Source organism: Shewanella inventionis, assembly GCF_019931735.1.
Taxonomy (GTDB): Bacteria; Pseudomonadota; Gammaproteobacteria; order Enterobacterales; family Shewanellaceae; genus Shewanella; species Shewanella inventionis.
Window position 1 is genome coordinate 3831864 of record NZ_CP082926.1, and the last position, 19197, is coordinate 3851060.

General features: G+C 40.5%; 17 protein-coding genes. 12 read left to right on the forward strand and 5 right to left on the reverse strand.

What is annotated here, in order from left to right; genetic code table 11:
- Positions 1 to 101 precede the first annotated feature (101 nt).
- From K8B83_RS17120 to K8B83_RS17155, 8 genes are all read left to right on the forward strand, one after another.
- Positions 102 to 1817 (forward strand): proline--tRNA ligase, encoded by a 1716-nt coding sequence (locus K8B83_RS17120; protein ID WP_188736677.1) that lies wholly within the window; start codon positions 102 to 104, stop codon positions 1815 to 1817.
- 177 nt (positions 1818 to 1994) lie between these two features.
- Positions 1995 to 3128: a patatin-like phospholipase family protein gene (locus K8B83_RS17125; RefSeq protein WP_188736678.1), complete on the forward strand. Its 1134-nt coding sequence runs from the start codon at positions 1995 to 1997 to the stop codon at positions 3126 to 3128.
- A 170-nt stretch (positions 3129 to 3298) separates the two neighbouring features.
- Positions 3299 to 3715, forward strand: coding sequence for a copper resistance protein NlpE (locus tag K8B83_RS17130; RefSeq protein WP_188736680.1), 417 nt, complete (start codon positions 3299 to 3301; stop codon positions 3713 to 3715).
- A 74-nt stretch (positions 3716 to 3789) separates the two neighbouring features.
- Positions 3790 to 4683 (forward strand): glucose-1-phosphate thymidylyltransferase RfbA, encoded by an 894-nt coding sequence (gene rfbA, locus K8B83_RS17135; RefSeq protein ID WP_188736682.1) that lies wholly within the window; start codon positions 3790 to 3792, stop codon positions 4681 to 4683.
- Positions 4664 to 5227, forward strand: a complete 564-nt coding sequence (gene rfbC / locus K8B83_RS17140; RefSeq protein ID WP_188736684.1) for a dTDP-4-dehydrorhamnose 3,5-epimerase — start codon at positions 4664 to 4666, stop codon at positions 5225 to 5227. The genes rfbA and rfbC overlap by 20 nt, the downstream gene beginning before the upstream one ends.
- 4 nt (positions 5228 to 5231) lie before the next feature.
- Positions 5232 to 6263 carry a dTDP-glucose 4,6-dehydratase gene (rfbB, locus tag K8B83_RS17145; protein ID WP_188736686.1) on the forward strand — a complete coding sequence of 344 codons (1032 nt, stop codon included), beginning with the start codon at positions 5232 to 5234 and terminating at the stop codon, positions 6261 to 6263.
- Positions 6260 to 7141: a dTDP-4-dehydrorhamnose reductase gene (rfbD, locus tag K8B83_RS17150; RefSeq protein WP_223418411.1), complete on the forward strand. Its 882-nt coding sequence runs from the start codon at positions 6260 to 6262 to the stop codon at positions 7139 to 7141. Before rfbB ends, rfbD begins: the two co-directional genes overlap by 4 nt.
- 154 nt (positions 7142 to 7295) lie before the next feature.
- Complete coding sequence (locus K8B83_RS17155; RefSeq protein WP_041413129.1) at positions 7296 to 7457, forward strand: hypothetical protein; 162 nt, start codon at positions 7296 to 7298, stop codon at positions 7455 to 7457.
- 147 nt (positions 7458 to 7604) lie between these two features.
- On the opposite strand, the gene K8B83_RS17160 is transcribed toward K8B83_RS17155, so the two are convergent.
- The gene (locus K8B83_RS17160) at positions 7605 to 9002 is read right to left on the reverse strand and encodes a magnesium transporter (RefSeq protein ID WP_223418413.1); all 1398 of its coding nucleotides are present in this window, start codon (positions 9000 to 9002) and stop codon (positions 7605 to 7607) included.
- Between the two features lie 149 nt (positions 9003 to 9151).
- Between K8B83_RS17160 and K8B83_RS17165 the strand changes: the two genes are divergently transcribed.
- Positions 9152 to 9637 carry a glutathione peroxidase gene (locus K8B83_RS17165; RefSeq protein ID WP_223418414.1) on the forward strand — a complete coding sequence of 162 codons (486 nt, stop codon included), beginning with the start codon at positions 9152 to 9154 and terminating at the stop codon, positions 9635 to 9637.
- Positions 9638 to 11344: 1707 nt separating this feature from the next.
- Here the strand turns inward: K8B83_RS17165 and K8B83_RS17170 are convergent.
- The 4 genes from K8B83_RS17170 to K8B83_RS17185 form a co-directional block, all read right to left on the reverse strand.
- On the reverse strand, positions 11345 to 12316 hold the full coding sequence (locus K8B83_RS17170; RefSeq protein WP_188736696.1) for a PstS family phosphate ABC transporter substrate-binding protein: 972 nt from the start codon (positions 12314 to 12316) through the stop codon (positions 11345 to 11347).
- A 314-nt stretch (positions 12317 to 12630) separates the two neighbouring features.
- A complete protein-coding gene (gene phoR, locus K8B83_RS17175) occupies positions 12631 to 13926 on the reverse strand; it encodes a phosphate regulon sensor histidine kinase PhoR (protein ID WP_188736698.1) in 1296 nt (431 codons plus the stop codon).
- 168 nt (positions 13927 to 14094) lie between these two features.
- Complete coding sequence (phoB, locus tag K8B83_RS17180; RefSeq protein ID WP_188736700.1) at positions 14095 to 14784, reverse strand: phosphate regulon transcriptional regulator PhoB; 690 nt, start codon at positions 14782 to 14784, stop codon at positions 14095 to 14097.
- 186 nt (positions 14785 to 14970) lie between these two features.
- Positions 14971 to 15915, reverse strand: a complete 945-nt coding sequence (locus tag K8B83_RS17185) for a porin (protein ID WP_223418416.1) — start codon at positions 15913 to 15915, stop codon at positions 14971 to 14973.
- 326 nt (positions 15916 to 16241) lie between these two features.
- On the opposite strand from K8B83_RS17185, the gene rdgC reads away from it, so the two are divergent.
- The 3 genes from rdgC to K8B83_RS17200 all read left to right on the forward strand — a co-directional run bounded on the left by rdgC (position 16242) and on the right by K8B83_RS17200 (position 19165).
- Positions 16242 to 17153, forward strand: coding sequence for a recombination-associated protein RdgC (gene rdgC, locus K8B83_RS17190; RefSeq protein ID WP_223418417.1), 912 nt, complete (start codon positions 16242 to 16244; stop codon positions 17151 to 17153).
- An 18-nt stretch (positions 17154 to 17171) separates the two neighbouring features.
- The gene (locus K8B83_RS17195) at positions 17172 to 17729 is read left to right on the forward strand and encodes a glutathione S-transferase family protein (RefSeq protein ID WP_223418419.1); all 558 of its coding nucleotides are present in this window, start codon (positions 17172 to 17174) and stop codon (positions 17727 to 17729) included.
- Between the two features lie 113 nt (positions 17730 to 17842).
- Complete coding sequence (locus K8B83_RS17200; RefSeq protein WP_223417409.1) at positions 17843 to 19165, forward strand: IS4 family transposase; 1323 nt, start codon at positions 17843 to 17845, stop codon at positions 19163 to 19165.
- The last annotated feature ends 32 nt before the right edge of the window (positions 19166 to 19197 follow it).

Consider the following 19197-nt stretch of genomic DNA (forward strand, 5'->3'; position numbering starts at 1 on the left):
AAGCACAATAAAGACATATTTTGAGTTGAATTAGCAGGTGACATCGTTCATGCAGGTGCTAAAATGACGCACATTCATAGTAATTATTTTGGACATTGGGAATGCGAGTTAGTAAGTACCTGCTTTCAACACAAAAAGAAACCCCTGCAAATGCAGAGGTGATTAGTCATCAGTTAATGCTTCGCGCGGGTATGATCCGCCGTAACGCATCAGGTCTATACAGCTGGTTACCCTCAGGTTTACGTGTACTTCGTAAAGTTGAAGCCATTGTTCGTGAAGAAATGAACAAAACAGGCGCTATCGAAATCCTAATGCCTTTAGTACAACCAGCAGATCTTTGGGTTGAAACTGGCCGTTGGGAAAAGTTTGGCCCTGAATTACTGCGTTTCCAAGACCGCCACAACCGTGATTTCGTGCTCGGGCCAACCCATGAAGAAGTGATCACAGATTTAGTACGCAAAGAGTTAAGTTCATACAAACAATTACCACTGACTCTTTACCAAGTACAAACTAAATTCCGTGACGAAGTTCGTCCTCGTTTTGGCGTAATGCGCGCACGCGAATTTTTAATGAAAGATGCCTACTCTTTTCATTTAGATCAAGACACTATGGATAGCACATACCATGCTATGCATACCGCATATAGCAACATCTTAACGCGTATGGGCTTAGAGTTCCGCCCAGTATTAGCCGATACAGGTTCAATTGGTGGCAGTATGTCACATGAATTCCACGTATTAGCTAACAGCGGTGAAGATCTTATTGCTTACTCAACTGGTAGCGATTATGCCGCTAACATTGAAAAAGCCGAGTCGCCAATACCTACACAAGCTCGCCTTGAACCAACTCAAGCAATGACATTAGTTGATACACCTAATGCCAAAACCATTGCTGAACTGGTAGAACAATTTAATCTAGACATCACCAAAACTGTTAAAACATTGATTGTGAAAGGCGCAACCGAAGAAGCTCCATTAGTTGCATTGGTTATCCGTGGCGATCATGAACTTAACGAGATCAAAGCCGATAAACTCGAGCTTGTTGCCTCTCCGTTTGAATTTGCCTCTGAAGCAGAAATTCGTGATGCTGTTGGTGCAGGTCCAGGTTCATTAGGCCCTGTGGGCTTAACAATGCCTATTGTTATCGATTATAGCGTCGCGGTTTTAAGTGATTTTGCTGCCGGTGCCAACACTGAAGATAAGCATTATTTTGGTATCAACTGGGAACGTGACTTACCACTTGCAACAACTGCAGATATCCGTAATGTTGTTGAAGGCGAACCAACACCTGATGGTCTAGGTACTTATGCAATGGCACGTGGCATTGAAGTTGGCCATATTTTCCAACTTGGTACCAACTATTCAAAAGCCATGAATGCCACAGTATTAGATGAAAACGGTAAAGCTCAAATACTGTTAATGGGCTGCTATGGCGTGGGTGTAAGCCGAATTGTGGCCGCCGCAATTGAACAAAACCATGATGATCGTGGCATTATTTGGCCAGAAGCGATTGCACCGTTCAGCGTCGGTATCTTACCGATGAACATGCATAAATCTCATCGCGTTGCAGATATTGCAGAGAAACTTTACCAAGACTTAGCCGATGCTGGTATTGAAGTGTTGATGGACGATCGTAAAGAGCGCCCAGGTGTAATGTTTGCTGATATGGAATTAGTCGGTCTACCGCATGTTGTGGTCATAGGCGATCGCAATATCGATGCAGGCGTATTTGAATACAAAAACCGCCGCACCGGTGAAAAACAAGATATTCCATTCGATCAAATCGTAGAATTCTTAAAGAATGCGGCAAAATTGTAACCACTAACTGCTAAATTAAAATCCGAAAAACGCACTTTATGGTGCGTTTTTTATTGGCTTCTTTTCAGGATTAACATAATTTAGTCCAATTGGTGTTAATCCCCTATGGAGTGCAATAGAAAAACAATTCATACTAGAATGTAAAATAACCTTATATTTACATAAGAAGGAAACAGATTGTCAGTGTCTACAGCATTAGTTTTAGGTGGAGGCGGTGCAAGAGCTGCATATCAAATTGGTGTGCTTAAGGCCCTAGTACAATTTTACCCGCGCAATCATCATGTTCCATTTGATATCATCTGCGGCACCTCCGCCGGCGCTATAAATGCAACCTCACTTGCAACCCATGCATCGTGTTTTCATTTGGGTGTCAAAAAACTTGATTGGGTTTGGCGTCACTTCGAAACAAAGCAAGTTTACCGTACTGATATTTTTCAAGTGCTTAGGCATCTTGGGCGAATGGCCATCAAAGGCCTACAGGACGATAAAGTCAGTACCGACGCAGGCAGTCTACTCGATAATCAACCCCTAAGAGAGCTACTGAATAAACTTATCGACTTCAAACGTATCGATCGTAACATTAGTAATAATGCGCTCAAAGCAATTAGTGTTGATGCGTCTTGTTACAATAACTGTCGCTCATACAGCTTTTATCAAGGCAATGAACACATTGAAGACTGGCAAAGAGCCAGAAGGGTTGGATTACGCAGTTTGCTCAATACCGAGCATTTATTAGCGAGCTCAGCTATCCCTATGGTGTTTCCTTCCATAAAACTCAATCAAGCTTATTATGGCGACGGCTCGGTACATCAATTATCCCCTCTTTCTAGCCCTATTCACCTAGGCGCAAACAAAGTGTTTGTGATAAACCTCGACAGCCCACATAAGCATTTTCCGATAGAGTTCGAATACCATCCTAAAACCGCCACCATAGCAGGCCACTTATTAGATACTATTTTCTCAGACACGCTAAACAGTGATCTAGAGCGTTTACAGCGCGTTAATAACACATTATCAATGATATCACCGCAAGACAGAGTGTCATTAAACCTACGACACATCGACACGTTTGTGATTAAACCCAGCCAAGATCTCAGCCGAATCGCAGCGCGTTTTTACGATGACATGCCATTTGCAATAAAAACATTATTAAAGTTTTTTGGTATCAATCGCCAATCAGACTCAAGTATTGTCTCTTATTTACTATTTGAAAAAAGTTACACCAGCACGCTAATCGATTTAGGTTACCAAGACGCAATGGCCCAAATTGATGAAATAAAACAGTTTTTTGAAATCACAACTAAAGTATAACGTGAGGTTAAAAATAACTGTGCTATAAAGAATAGTGAGTTCGATTTAGCATGATAGTGGCTGATAGTTAGATGATTTAGAACAAATTTATCACACAAGTAAGACAGGCAGATTGCATGACGCAAACATGCCGCCAACGAGTTACATTTTAATATCTAAAAGGATTTTAGATGAAAAAAGCATGGTTATTTCTCTTATTAACGCTCCTAGGCTGTGACCAAAAAGCACCTATAAATGATGATATTGCGACCAGCAGCATGAATACCATCCAATGGCCAGGTGTGTATCATGGCATTTTTCCCTGCCCCAGTTGTGAAGGAATGGACACCACCATCGAACTCTTTCGTCCAAACAACTATATTATTCATACCGTACGACTAGGCAGCGATCCAAATCCATATCGAGGCAGTGGTACATTTAAATGGGATGAAACTGGCAATATCATTATTTTAGACCGAGGGCATATCTACCAGGTGTATCCTGATCACCTGTACTTACTCGATATCACATTTAAACGCATAAAAGGCCCAGATGCAGAACGATATCGTGTAGATAAAATAAAAGGCCTAGGTCAGTCCCGCGACTAATTACACCAAAGCGCCCTGCTTTATTGGCTATAGCTGTGTTAAAATTGCCAGATTAGACACTTGAAGACAGTTAAATGAGAAAAGGTATTTTATTAGCGGGTGGTTCAGGCACACGACTTTATCCCATCACACAAGTTGTCTGTAAGCAATTACTCCCCATATACGATAAACCCATGATTTATTACCCTCTTTGCACCTTAATGCAAACAGGGATCACTGAGATTTTGGTCATATGTACTGAAACAGACTTACCACTGTTTAAATCGCTGTTAAAAAATGGCCATCAATGGGGCATCAAAATTGAATACACTATTCAAGCTAAACCTGAAGGCCTAGCCCAGGCTCTTATTCTTGCAGAGCCATTTTTAAATGGTAGCCCTAGCGCACTGATTTTAGGTGATAACCTATTTTATGGCCATCAGTTGCAGACCACATTGCAAGCCGCCAATAACATGACTGGCGCAACCATATTTGGTTACCATGTTGCAGATCCGCAGGCCTATGGTGTTATAGAGTTTGATCAGCATAAACGAGTCAAATCCATCACCGAAAAACCGACAACACCAAAATCAAATTTTGCCATGCCTGGGTTATACTTTTTTGACAACAAAGCATGCCAATATGCAAAGAAAGTGTCGCCCTCAGCAAGAGGTGAGCTCGAAATTGTCGATGTGATTATTCAATATTTAAACACTGAACAGCTCAATGTTAACATTTTAGGGCGTGGCACCGCATGGCTAGACACGGGGACACCAGATGCGATAGCCGATGCGACACAATACATTGCAGCCATTGAAAAGCGGCAAGGATTAAAAATTTCCTGCCCAGAGGAAGTCGCATTTTCAATGGGATTAATCGATCAACACCAACTCACCATACTGGCAAACCAACTCATTAAGAGTAGTTATGGTCAATATTTACTGTCATTAATTAATAAGAATTTTCCTGATGAAATGCATCAATACTGAGCTTGATGAAGTCTTGTTATTTAGTCCACAAAAGTTCGTTGACGAGCGTGGGTTCTTTATGGAGACATTACGCCAAAATGTATTCAATGATGCGTTTGCACAACGAAAGTTGACTACACCGCAATTAGTTCAAGAAAATCAATCTCGTTCGGTTAAAAATGTGCTCAGAGGGCTTCATTTTCAGAGACAGTACCCACAAGGAAAATTAATTAGAGTATCAAGAGGTTGCATATTCGATGTCGCAGTAGATTTAAGAAAAGGCTCTAGCACCTACGGCAAATGGATAGGACAGCAACTTTCTGATGAAAATGGCTACCAAATGTGGATCCCACCGGGTTTTGCACATGGTTTTTATGTGTTATCAGAAGTCGCCGACATTATTTATAAGTGCTCAGAATATTATCGCGCTGATGACGAACACACCCTGGCATGGAACGACCCAACACTGAATATTCAATGGCCAATCACTGCTGATATTGAGCCCATTGTCTCCAGTAAGGATAACCCAAAAATAAACCCTAACATTGTTACATTTGGCACTTAACGTCATGACAGCACAAAACACACAAACACTCAAAATCCTTATTACAGGGGGCTGTGGCTTTATTGGTTCGGCATTAATCCGCCATATCATTAGCTTAACATCACACCAGGTTATCAATCTCGATAAACTCACATACGCAGCAAACCCACTGAGTTTATCTTCAGTACAAGACAATAAACGCTATCATTTTATTCAAGGTGATATCTGCGATGACAAGTTAGTTAACTCTGTATTTGAGCAATATCAACCCAATGTGGTGATGCATTTGGCGGCTGAAAGTCATGTTGACAGATCGATAGCGGGACCCGCTGATTTTATTCACACTAATATTGTCGGTACCTTCAATTTGCTCGAAGCAAGCCGACATTTTGTTAATCAGTTACCATCACATCAAGCCAAAGGATTTCGATTTCACCATGTTTCTACCGATGAAGTCTTTGGCGATTTACCTCAAACGGGTTTCTTTAATGAGCAGAGCGCTTACTCGCCTAGCTCGCCTTACTCTGCAAGTAAAGCGTCTAGCGATCACCTAGTAAAAGCATGGCATAGAACATACGGACTCCCAACATTAATCAGCTATTGCTCAAATAATTATGGGCCGTTTCAGCATCCTGAAAAACTGATCCCGTTAACCATTACTCGCGCAATAAAAGGACAGCACATTCCTATTTATGGCGATGGTCAACAAATACGCGATTGGTTGCATGTACAAGATCACGTCGAAGCATTATTGACCGTGCTAACACAAGGCCAAATAGGCGAGGCTTACGCAATTGGGGCCAATAATGAACAAACTAACCTGCACCTTGTTCAATCTATTTGCAAACATTTGAGTATCTTAATGCCAGAACACCATCTTGCGCGCAATAATGGGTTTGAATCATTAATTCGTCATGTAAAAGATAGACCTGGACATGATCAACGCTACGCCATCGACGCGAGTAAATTAATGTCCGAGCTTAATTGGACACCCAAATACACTTTTGAAACGGGTTTAAATCAAACTGTTCAGTGGTATTTGGCAAATAGCAAATGAAGATACTGACATTTGGCCAAACGGGCCAGCTAGCAAAAGCATTAAAACGCACTAAGCCAAACAATATTGAGTTGACGCAATTATCACGACAGCAAGTGGACATCACGCAACCTCAACTCATTGACGAAGCCTTGGAATATTATCGACCAGACATTATTATCAATTGTGCAGCCTTTACCGATGTAGAACGTGCTGAAAACAATCGTCCGCAGGTTTTGCAAACCAATGTTGAAGCGGTAAAATTTATGGTTAACACGGCGAGCAAACTTGGTATTCGGTTTATCCAGTTATCAACCGATTATGTATTTGATGGCAATTCGTCATTACCTTATTCGGTCAATCAAAAGCCTACTGCGATTAACGTATATGGCCAATCCAAGTTACTTGCCGAAAAAGTCATTTTGCAGCAACAATCAAATCAATATTGCATTGTTCGTACTTCTTGGCTCTATCACTATAGTGGCAAAAATTTTGTCACCACTATGCTGAAACTCATGTCACAAGCGCAATCCAATTCTCACATAATTAGTGTTGTTAACGACCAAACTGGCAGCCCGACGATGGTTGATGATCTTGCTCATTTTTTATGGAAACTGTGTTTACAAAAACAATGGTCGGCTATTTATCATTGGAGTGATGCAGGTAAGTGCACCTGGTATGAGTTTGCCCTGGAGATACAATCACAAGCCCTAGCATTAGGGTTAATACCGGCAACAGTGTCCTTAATACCTGTGACATCTGAACAATATAACTCTTGTGTTAAACGCCCATCTTTCAGTGTGTTAGATACAAAACAATCACATTCAATTGTTAAACCTAAACCCTGGAAACAGCAATTGGCGCACAGCCTTAATGCATACACACTCGATAAAGAGTGAGCCCTTAAAGTAAAAAATAAACCGTCATCTAATTGTCATTTTTTCATGCAATAATTTTTACCGTCAAGAATGAAATATTTCGCTTTAGCTTATTATTAACTTTAGGTAAAAAGAGGCTGTACCAACAGCGGTACAGTTATCTGGAATGTTGAAAATGTCACACTCATTTGAATTTGATGAAGATGATGCGCCATGGGGCGATAACATCAAGGGAAAACCAAAATCTAAAAAAGTAAAACAGCGTCGCCGTGATACTAAACGCCGCTACTTTGACGATAATGCAGAAATGGAGTTCGCACCTGCTAAGTGGAAATAAGCTAACAGGATTTTCTCATCAAGTTTAAAAAGCAAGTTGCCTGCAACTTGCTTTTTTGTTTAAAAAAAATGGCCTTGAATAATTCAAGACCATCTTATTATTACCGCATCTGCAAATACCGATATTATTTATTTTTTACCTGGTTACTTATAGATAAAGTATTGAGGCTAAACCTAAAAAGGTAAAAAAACCTACCACATCGGTGACTGTGGTTAAAATAACCGAACCCGATAACGCCGCATCCTGGTTAAAGCGCTGTAAAATCATTGGCACCATAACCCCTGCAATTGCCGCAACGGCCATGTTGATCAAGATTGCACAGGCAATCACAATCCCCATTACGGTATCATCAAACCACCAGCCAGCAATTATCCCGATAACAATGGCCCATAACGTGCCATTTAACGCACCAATACCGAGTTCGTTTTTCATTAACGACATCACGTTACCAGCAGTGATTTGGCCCATCGCCATACCGCGGATCATCAGCGTTAATGATTGGCTCCCTGCAATACCGCCCATTGAAGCAACAATTGGCATTAATACAGCTAATGCCACTACCTGAGATAGCACGTTTTCAAACATACCAATGGTGGCAGAGGCCAAAAATGCAGTCAGCAAATTAATCCCTAGCCACACGGCACGACGTTTAGCACCAACAACAATCGGAGCAAACAAGTCGTCGTCTTCATCCATACCTGCGGTTGCCATTAACTGCGCTTCATAATGTTCGCGCACTAAAGCAGTGGCTGTACGCAGTGTCATGCGGCCAATCAAAATACCGTCTTCATCAACAACGGGGAGCTCTAATTCACGGCTATGCTCTATGGCTTCAGCAGCCTCAATCAGCGACGAATCAGCAGAGATAACACGACTGTCATCCCACTTTAATGCTTGCAGCGGGGTATCGGTATCCACCGTCTTAAATACATCGTAACGACGTACTGTACCTAAATATTTATCATTGTTGTCCACTAAAAATAAGTGATCATTACAGTCTAAATCGATACGTCTAAAAAATCGCTGGCCTTGTGCCACCGTAGAGCTTGGATTTAATGCCAACATTTGGTGATCGGCATAACGACCAATTTCATTTTCAGTATATTGATCGTATAACTCAAAGTGTTTACGTTGACGCTCACCCATTTGTGCCAATGCACGGTCGGTAATATTGTCAGGTAATGAATCACTCCACTCAATGAGATCTTCAGGGCTTAATTGCGAAAACAGTAAATCAAGCTCCTCATCAGGCATTTTCTTTAAAATGCCTAAACGAGGATCTGCACGCATTAAGTTAAGAACATCAACACGTTCTTCTACATCAACTTGCTGCCAACGTTCATAACGTTCATCAAGCGGTAACGATTCGAGTAATAGTGCGATGGTACCAGGCTCAGCATCAATCAAAATCTCACTGAATACTTCAGCCTGTTCTTCACCTTCGGCTTCAGTTAATTGGAGGACGACTTGGCTAACATCAGCTTGGGGAGATGAGCTGGATTCGATTTCATCTTCAGAGTTAAGTTCGTTCTTTAAATCATTCATAAGCACGCCCTAATTCTCTAGTTAAATATGCGCAAACTATATTGAAATTGTCATTAATAAGCAAATAGATATATTTTATTGTACGCAATTAAATTGCCAACAACTAAAATCTACATTATAGTCATAGTTTTCTATGCAGGAGTGACATAATGAGCAGTGCAATATATTCAATCACAGTAAAAGATATTAAAGGCCATGATATCGTCATGGACGCGTACAAAGATAAAGTCTTATTAATTGTAAACACTGCCAGCAAATGTGGGTTTACTCCACAATACCAAGCACTTGAGGCATTAAATCAAGAGTATAAAGATAAAGGCTTAGTCATTTTAGGCTTCCCATGCAATCAATTTGGTAAGCAAGAACAGGGAAATGAACAAGAAATTAGTCAATTTTGCGAATTGAATTTTGGCGTTACCTTCCCTTTGTTCAGCAAAGTTGAAGTTAATGGTACTCACACACACCCTTTATACCAATTACTCAAAAAATCCGCCAAAGGCTTGCTTGGTAGCGAGTCAATCAAATGGAATTTCACCAAATTTTTAGTCGACAAAAATGGCAATGTAGTTAATCGATATGCTCCAACCACAAAACCTGAAGAACTAAAAAGTATAATTGAAAAATTATTAGCCTGAAGCCCCTGAGCCGTGCACATCACTCTAGCATAGCTCTAAGATATTGAATAATATCAAAAATTAAAAATAACTTAAAAAAATGATAAATTTATACTTAATTTTTGAACTTTTTATCTATTTGATACTCAAAATAAGTAACAGTGAAATTGACTTTTATTGTTCATCATCTCCCTGAGACTTCTAGCGCAGTCTCCTTGATCGTAAAATCGATCGATAGGCAATCATTTGGTTGCCTTTTTTTATGGCTTGGATTTAAACCACTCAACATTGATCGCGCCATGAGTTAGCTCTTGCTCCACCTACCACCTACCACCTACCACCTACCACCTACCACCTACCACCTACCACCTACCACCTACCACCTACAAAAATACGTATAACTAATTAATTTAAAAGAATAAAAATTATTATTGATTAATAATCAATTTTATTATGAACTTTTTAGCACTCTTCTAGTCTTAATATATGTAGCAAGTTGAAACACAAATAAGCAACGTTTACCTCCAGCGGATCTTGTTTGTAGCAAAGCCTTAATACTTTGATCCAACCTGCACAGATTTATGTTCATTGTTCATCACCATCCCTATTTGGAGAGCATTAACACGCTAGCGCACTGTTAACCGCCCTTCGTAAAGAACGACTTAGGCAACCATATTGGTTGCCCTTTTTTTTGACCTTTTTATCCTTCACAAACAAGATTTAAGCAAAATATAATTACAAACAATAACCTGACCCCAACAATTCATAATTGCCCATCAACATTGATCAAATAGATAAATAATTTTTCCCGGGTTGTGAACTTTTAAAATATTGTCTGGTCAGAATATATGTAACGAATGAGATGCCGTTGATGTGAGTCATAAAGCCATGATTTAACCTTCTCCCCCGGAGTTAAATCAACACGCTCAATTGACTCGCTCTAACTTCTGATAGGATTAGTTACTGCAACAGGTTTTAATGTTTATTGTTCATCATCCCCCATTGGGCAGTATTAGCACGCTAGCGCACTGTTAATGACAACCCGCAGAGATTTATTTTGGCAGCCAATAGGCTGCCATTTTTTTGCAAGTACAAGTCTTAAATCCCCCACAAAATAGTCAATTCACGCCATCAGGAACCACAAAATGCCATTGCGAGCAAATTATCATTTTTTTTAATAAAATTTTTGAACTAATTTGAAATCACTGTGTCTGATTATATGAACCAAATTTGCATTACTTATTTTGTAACTAGTAGCGTTTTTTTGTTCATCATCATTCTCCTATTTGGTAGTAGATTAACTCTATCGACAGTATTGCCTTTAGCAATAGCAGCAACCTTCTTCTTGGGTTGCTTTTTTTTTGTCTTTTTTCAGCGTTAAAGGTGCTAACAATTTTTTGCGTTAATCATGTCTCATTCCTACACAAGAGACATCTGCACACTCAATGATTCTGCGTCCAACATAACGTGATAAAAATGCCGTAGGCGCATTATGGGCTCTCTTAACACCTGGACGATATGGATATTGGACATATCAAAATGATGCAAGACTCATCTTATACCTGTGTTTCAACACATTTAAGTCCAGCCTTAACGTTGACTTGATTATCCATCACCAAGGGGCAGTGATATCACTAAGTGATGTGCAATGGTATAGCTTGAGGGATATTTGACATTAAAAACAAAAAAGGCCTCAAATGAGGCCTTTAAGATTAATGGAGTAAGCGATTAAAGCTTAACACCCACTTTTTCTAAATCTTTAATAACAACTGCTGAAGGAACTGGTACATAACCATCTTTTTCAACAACTTGCTGACCTTGCTTAGACAATACAAAGCGTAAAAACTCACGGTCCATTGGCGATAAATCTTTATTTGGGTGCTTGTTCACGTAAACATATAGGTAACGTGATAATGGGTAAGTACCGTTAGCAGCATTTTCTGCAGTTGCTTCGATGAACTTATCACCTTTTTTAGACAGAGGAACCGCTTTAACGCCAGCAGTTTTATATCCAATACCTGAGTAACCAATCGCATTTAGTGACTGTGATACCGATTGAACTACAGACGCAGAACCTGGCTGTTCGTTCACGTTTGCACGGAAGTCACCTTTACATAATGCTTCTTCTTTAAAGTAGCCATAAGTACCAGATACTGAGTTACGACCGTAAAGCTGAACGTCTTTAGCGCTCCAGTTTCCATCTAAACCAACATCGCCCCAACGATTGATTTCTGTTCCGCCACACTTGTGTGTAGAAGAGAAAATGCTGTCGATTTGCTCGATGCTTAAACCTGTGATTGGGTTATCTTTGTGCACAAATACTGCTAAAGCATCAATCGCAACACGGATAGCAGTTGGTTGATAACCGTAATGTTTTTCAAAGGCTTCGATTTCATTAGGCTTCATCTTACGGCTCATTGGGCCAAATTGTGAAGTGCCTTCAGTCAGTGCTGGTGGCGCAGTAGAAGAACCAGCAGCTTGAATTTGGATGTTTACGTTAGGATAAATATGTTTGAACTCTTCAGCCCACAACGTCATCATGTTTGCTAAAGTATCAGAACCTACAGAAGACAAGTTACCAGAAACACCACTTGTTTTTTCATATACAGGTAAAGTTGGGTCAATAGCAGCCATTGATGCTGCTGAGAATACACCAGCGGCTGTTAGGGTAATTGCGCCGACAAGTTTGTTCAGTTTCATTGTATTGCTCCAGAATTAAGCGTACTTAGTTTTTTTAAACGTAGTCAGTATCGACCTCATTGATGACAAGTCTATGACTTTGATATGACAGTTGTATTACAGTTTTTAAAAATACCCCAATACGGCATCCCAAATGGCCTATTTATGTTTATCAATAGCTTAGCTCATGCTTATATAAGGCATTCCGTCATTTATTGTTAATAAAACTGTAGAATTACAGCGAACCATAGCGGATATAGCAAGATGAGCACGTTATTATAGACATAAAAAAACAGCAAAAATGCTGTTCTTTAGATGGCTAACCATAACACTCGTTATTGACGTTCTAATAAATGCGTTGGAATTATAAAACTGAAGGTACTGCCTTTACCGTATTCACTGGTCACGTTAAGCTCGCTGTGATGATGGCTTAATGCATGCTTTGCAATGGCTAATCCAAGCCCTGTACCACCGGTTTTACTTGACCGTGCATTATCAACACGATAAAAACGCTCAGTTAATCGATTGATGTGTTGAGGTGCAATCCCCACACCAGTATCTTTTACCGAAAATAGCGCGCCCGTAGCCACACTTCGCCAAGTCACCGAAATGATACCACCGGGTGCTGTGTAACGGATGGCGTTAGAAATGAGGTTTGAACAAGCGCTTCGTAGCTGTAATTCATTACCATGGGTATTTAATCCAGGTTCACAGCTAAACTCTAAGGTATATTCAGTTCCGGCAAGGGCTTGAGCTTCTTCTCTTAGAATATCCATCATGGCTTGCATATTAACTGTTTTTGATAAATCAACGTCAGCGGCATCTTCAATACGCGATAATGCTAATAACTGCTCAACCATCGACTGCATACGTGAGGTTTGCTGTTGCATTAAAGAAAGAGGTTTTTGATTTGGTGAGCCTTCGTCTTCCATTCCTTGCATTATCTCTAGATACCCCTGCAACACTGTTAGTGGGGTTTTTAATTCATGAGACACGTTAGCAACGAAATCTTTTCGCATACCTTCTAATTGATGGATCCGAGTAATATCACGGGCAATCAATAACAGTTGCCGATCGCCATAACTCATAATACGAATTTCTAATAATCGTTTGTCAGAAACAGGAGATGGGAGCTCTAAAGGCTCTTTATAACTGCCTTTTTTAAGATAATCTGAAAAATCAGGATGACGGATAAGGTTATCAATCCTTTGCCCACTGTCTTGAGGCCAAACAAAACCTAAAATTAATTGGGCTAATTTATTACACCACAAAATATTATGCTCGGCATCAAGCACCACGGCTGCATCAGGTAACGCTTCTGCACCTTGCCGAAATCGAGCTAATAACGTGGCTAACTGACCAACACGGCGGCGATTTTTTCCTTGTAAGCGATAGATGCCATTAAACACACCTTCCCAACTTCCCTGGCCTTGTGGAGGTGTTAATTTTTTATCTTCCCAAAGCCAAAAGTTAAGTCGAGCAATTTGCCGATAATGCCATACAAGCATAAAAATGGTGCCCAGTAGCATTACAATTGCGATATGACCAATTAAAGCACCCACAAAGAAAAATAATGTCAGAAACAACGCCAAACGGAAAAATAACCGCAATCCAGAATAAGAGTTAAGCATAAGCAACCTAATGGCTAAAGTAACGCAGCCAACACTCAATAGTGTCGTTACTGATTATTAGGACTAACGAGGGATAACAAGATAGCCTAAATTGGCTATTGTGGCTAGGGAGCAACATGTAAAGAAACTCTGTTAACATCAACAGAGTTTCTCTTGTTATCCGTTAGATTACATTCTGGTCGAAAAGCGATAACCAGCACCACGAACGGTTTGAATAAGCTTGTCATGCCCGCCCTGCTCAACCGCTTTACGTAACCGGCGAATGTGCACGTCAACGGTACGATCTTCGACATACACATTGGTTCCCCAAACGTTATCGAGTAACTGCTCTCGACTGTATACCCGCTCAGGGTGAGTCATGAAAAAGTGCAACAATCTAAATTCAGTTGGCCCCATATCAAGTACAGCATCACCTACAGTCACACGATGACTCACAGGGTCGAGTTGCAAACCTTGCACATCAATGGTTTCTTCTAAACGCGTAGGCGCGCTTCGGCGTAACACCGCTTTTATTCTGGCAACTAACTCTTTAGGAGAAAACGGTTTAGTAATATAGTCATCAGCCCCAACTTCAAGGCCTTTCACTTTATCTTCCTCTTCTCCGCGAGCAGTTAACATTATGATGGGAATTTGACGAGTAAACTCATCTTGCTTTAAACGTTTTGCCAATTGGATACCGCTACCACCAGGGAACATCCAATCTAACAAAATTAAATCTGGATACGGCTCTTGAAGCAACTCAATGGCTGAATCAAAATCTTCAGCAGCAGCTGTCGTAAAACCATGTTGATCCATCACAAATGTCAGCATCTCACGAATTGCTGATTCATCTTCTACTATTAAAATCCTAGCTGTCATTTTGGGTTTCTACATTAATTTGCCACATGAGTATTATTGGACACTTTTGTTACACTTTCATGACCCTAAAGCCAATATTGCCACTAAAAAACGTTTTTTGTCATAAAAAATTAATTGCTGTTATCACGTTGTAACAAAAAAAGGGCCGAAGCCCTTTTTTTAAAATGACAGGATATACCTTAGTGGTTAGAACTTATGTTCAATACCTATACCAACATAGTTGTCATCTTGGTCGTTTGAGTCAAACGAGTTCGCGGTGTAAAAAGCAAATAACTTAGTAGGTTTACCTAAGCTGTAGTCTGCGCCAACAGACCATGAGTCGCCTTTATTTTCCATATCAGCAAATTGCGCTTTAAGCGTAACATCGTTGATGTCATATGCAGCGCTTAGTAAGAAACCATTGTCACTTACACCGCTGTCTAGTGCTTCTTGTTGCTGGTACATACCACCAAGCACAACACCGGCAACTTTACCTTGTACCGTAGCACGCGCAGTGTCATAACCCTTCACTTTAGAGTCATAGGCAATCGCCGCGTATATTGACGAATTTTTTAAACCAGCATCACCGTACATCACAGCCATGCTCACACCATCTTCACCGCTTGTGTTATCACCCACAACTTGATCAGAGTCGCCAGATGCAACATAAGTTACGCCAGCTTGAACATCGCCAAACATTGGCGTGTAATATGTCACTGTCTGCGCCATGCGGTTTTCACCTTTAAATAAGGTTTTAACATCACCAGACAAGTCGTTGAACTGGTCAACTTTACCTTGAGATACTTTTAAAATAGTGTCGTTACGACCAACAGAAACAGCACCAAAGTTGCCTTTTAATCCCACAAACTGATTGCGAGCTAAAAAGTTTTCTTTGTCTTCATCACCCGTGTCAACTTCGTATTCGATAGTGTAGAAGGCTTCTAATGAATTGCTTAATTCAAAGTTTCCGGTCACACCAAAACGTGATGCATTACTTTGAACTGTCGTTTCGGTTTCATCAGAAACATCGTTTGACTGTGCTGTAACATTTAATTTGCCATACACTTTTAGAGGTTCTGCAGCATATGCACTTGAAACTACAGAAGCGGCCATTGCAGAGGCTAATAGAGTTTTACAAAAAACGTTCATCATTTCATCCTTTTGACGATTATGTCGTCATGGTTATTCAGGGTAAGTTGTATCGGAACGAGCGGAATTCTGCCTTGTAAATGTTTCAGAAATATTTCACTAGTTAATTAAATACTGATATTCAACTCACAAAAAGAACCCTCAACCCACGAAATGCTGCTGCAACAGTGGTTTGAGTAGCGATATATTAAATATGACAGTTTGATGAATTCTCATTCTTAGCAAGTGGCTCATCATGCAAATGCTGCTTTTTTGTAGGTTTACCGCTTTGCATCTATCCCGTAAACTGCTGTAACTGAATTTATCCTGTAAATTAATGAGAGCATTCTATGTGGTTTAAAAATCTCACCCTCTACCGTTTCAACAAACCGTTTACAACTGATACCGAAACACTAGAAACAGCATTATCGGACTTCACCTTTTCGCCTTGCTCTAGCCAAGACATCAGTAAGTTTGGTTTCTCATATGCGTTAGGAAAAAAAGGCAATGCGCTGGTACACAGTGCAGAAAATCGTCATTTAATCTGTGTAACCAAAGAAGAAAAAATCCTCCCGGGCCAAGTAATAAAAGAAGCACTCGATGAAAAAGTGGCTGAAATCGAAGCGCAAGAAAACCGTAAAGTCACTAAAAAAGAAAAAGACAATATTAAAGACGAAATCACCACCACATTGTTGCCGCGTGCTTTTTCTCGTCGCAGCCAAACTCATGCTCTTATCATGCCTGAGCTAGAGATGATTTTAGTCGACAGTTCAAGTGCCACTAAAGCTGAAGAGTTATTAGCGTTACTTCGTAAAGCGCTTGGCAGTTTACCCGTCATTCCATTGAGTTTTGCTACCCCAATTGAAGCCACACTGACCCAATGGTTACAAGCAGGAGAAGCGCCAGCCCCTTTTGAAATGCAAGATGAAGCTGAATTAAAGTCAGATTCAGATGAAGGCGGCATAGTGCGCTTTAAACAACAAGTTCTTCAAGAAGATGAGGTACTGGCGCATATCGCTACGGGTAAGCAGGTACATAAGTTGGCACTGCACTTTGGCCAATCGATTGCCTTTTTGATGCAATCAGATGCCAGTGTCAAACGCATTAAATTTTCAGAAGAATTTAGAGCAGGTAATGATGAAGTGGGAACTGAAGACCCTATTGCCCGCCTAGATGCCGATTTCGCCCTCATGGGTAGCGAGTTAGTTGCCTTTATTAATGCACTTAACCAAGCATTGGGTCCATTAGAGCAAAGCGTATAAACTTAACAAGGACATAATATGAAACTATACGGAAGTTATACCTCACCTTTTGTTCGCCATTGTCGTATTGCGTTATTAGAATCGACACTAGATTATGAATTTATCGAAACCGATCAAGCTGCAAGTGCCACAATGTCGCCCACAAAACGGGTACCGTTTTTACAAGATGGCGAGCTAACACTTACCGATTCTAGTGCCATATTACGTTATATTCGTCAAAAATCCGCCAAACCTTTTATCGACAGCGCGGTTGAGTTTGATCAATATTGCATGATCAATACCGCGCTAGATAGCACCATTAATTTATTTTTCTTGGCTCGCGATGGTGTCGACATTGAACGCTTTGATTACACACTTAGGCAGGCACAACGTGTTGAATCCATCTTAGGCGAGTTAGAGCAACTCAACTTGCCATTACATGGGCCCTTTAATGATGTTCAACTGCGTTTAGCATGTTACTTAAGTTGGGCTGTATTTCGCCAACGCATCAATATAGACCGTTATCCAAAATTGAAATTGTTTTTAGCGGCACTAGAACGCGAACCATTTTTTGTTGAAACTGCCCCACCCGCTTAATTAAAATAACAAAAAGCCCTGATATTTCAGTAATGCCGATCGTTTAAGCGACTTGAACGATCTTTTCTAGGCTTCATAATCGGTCTTAGATTTATTTCTGAGGCCGATTTTTTATGTCTGAATTTTCTTTAGAGTTACAAGCGACTGCTGAATTGCATTTTCCAGAGTCAATCGACTCATTTCGCAAAAATATCCCTATCGAATGGGTATCGGAAGCCGTTAATCAAACAGGCCGTGCCGCCGTCAGAAAGAGAAGATTCCCTGCTGAACAAGCCGTTTGGTTGGTACTTGGGATTGGTTTGATGCGTAATCGTTCTATTAGCGATGTTTGCGATAAATTGGAATTGGCTTTTCCTGATTCAAAAGGCGATTTGCCCCCCTTAGCCACGAGCAGCATTGTTAAAGCTAGACAGCGCATTGGTTATGAACCATTGCGGTACCTATTTCACACCACGGCAACTCACTGGGAAGCTGAAGGACAGTCAGACTCAGTCTGCGGTCTTAAGCTTCTTAGCGTTGATGGCACTCAATTTAAAACGCCAGAAACTGAAGATAATAAAAAGTTAGGCTACGCCAGAGGTAAATCAACATTCCCCTCGGTCCTTGCTGTGACGCTCATGTCAACACGAACGCACCTCATTTCTGATGCCGCCTTCGGCCCCATAACAAACAGTGAAATATCTTATGCTCAACAACTTGTAGGCTCAGCCCCAGATAATTCTTTGACTCTTTTTGACCGTGGTTTCATGTCTGCAGAGCTTTTTGAATCATGGCGTGGAGCAGGAGCGAATACTCACTGGCTCACACCAATAAAAAGCAAATTTAGGTACGAAGTTTTAGAAGAATACTCAGAGCACGATAAACTGATAAAAATGCCTGTGTCACCTGATGCAAAAAGAAAATATCCTCACCTTAGGGATAGTTGGCAAGCTCGTTTGGTGCTTATTCCTGTGCCTAAAGGAGAAATCAAAGGGTTTATAACCTCACTAGAATGCCCGATTACCTACCCATTGAAAGATATCATTAACGTTTATTGGGAACGCTGGGAAATAGAGCAGAGTTATGGTGAACTCAAGCAAGGTCAACTGAATAATCAAGCCATTCTTAGAAGCCAAAAAGTCGAAGGTATTTATCAAGAACTATGGGGAATCTTAATTTCTTATAACCTAGTTCGATTAGAAATGAAAAGGATGGCAGAATCTCATGACGTAGAGCCATTAAGAATAAGCTTTATCAATGCATTAAGACTCATTCAAGATGAGTTCCTATGGTGCTCAGGACGGACACCTGGAACGATCCCTAAAAAGCTGCAAAACCTTAGGGAGAATGGAAAGCGATTAATCCTACCAAAAAAAAGAAAGCGAAAACCATTTCCAAGACAAGTGCTATATAAAGCACCACGTTACCCCTATAAGAAAAGAGCCGCTCACTGTTAAGCGAGCGGCATTATGATATTTCAGGGCTTTTT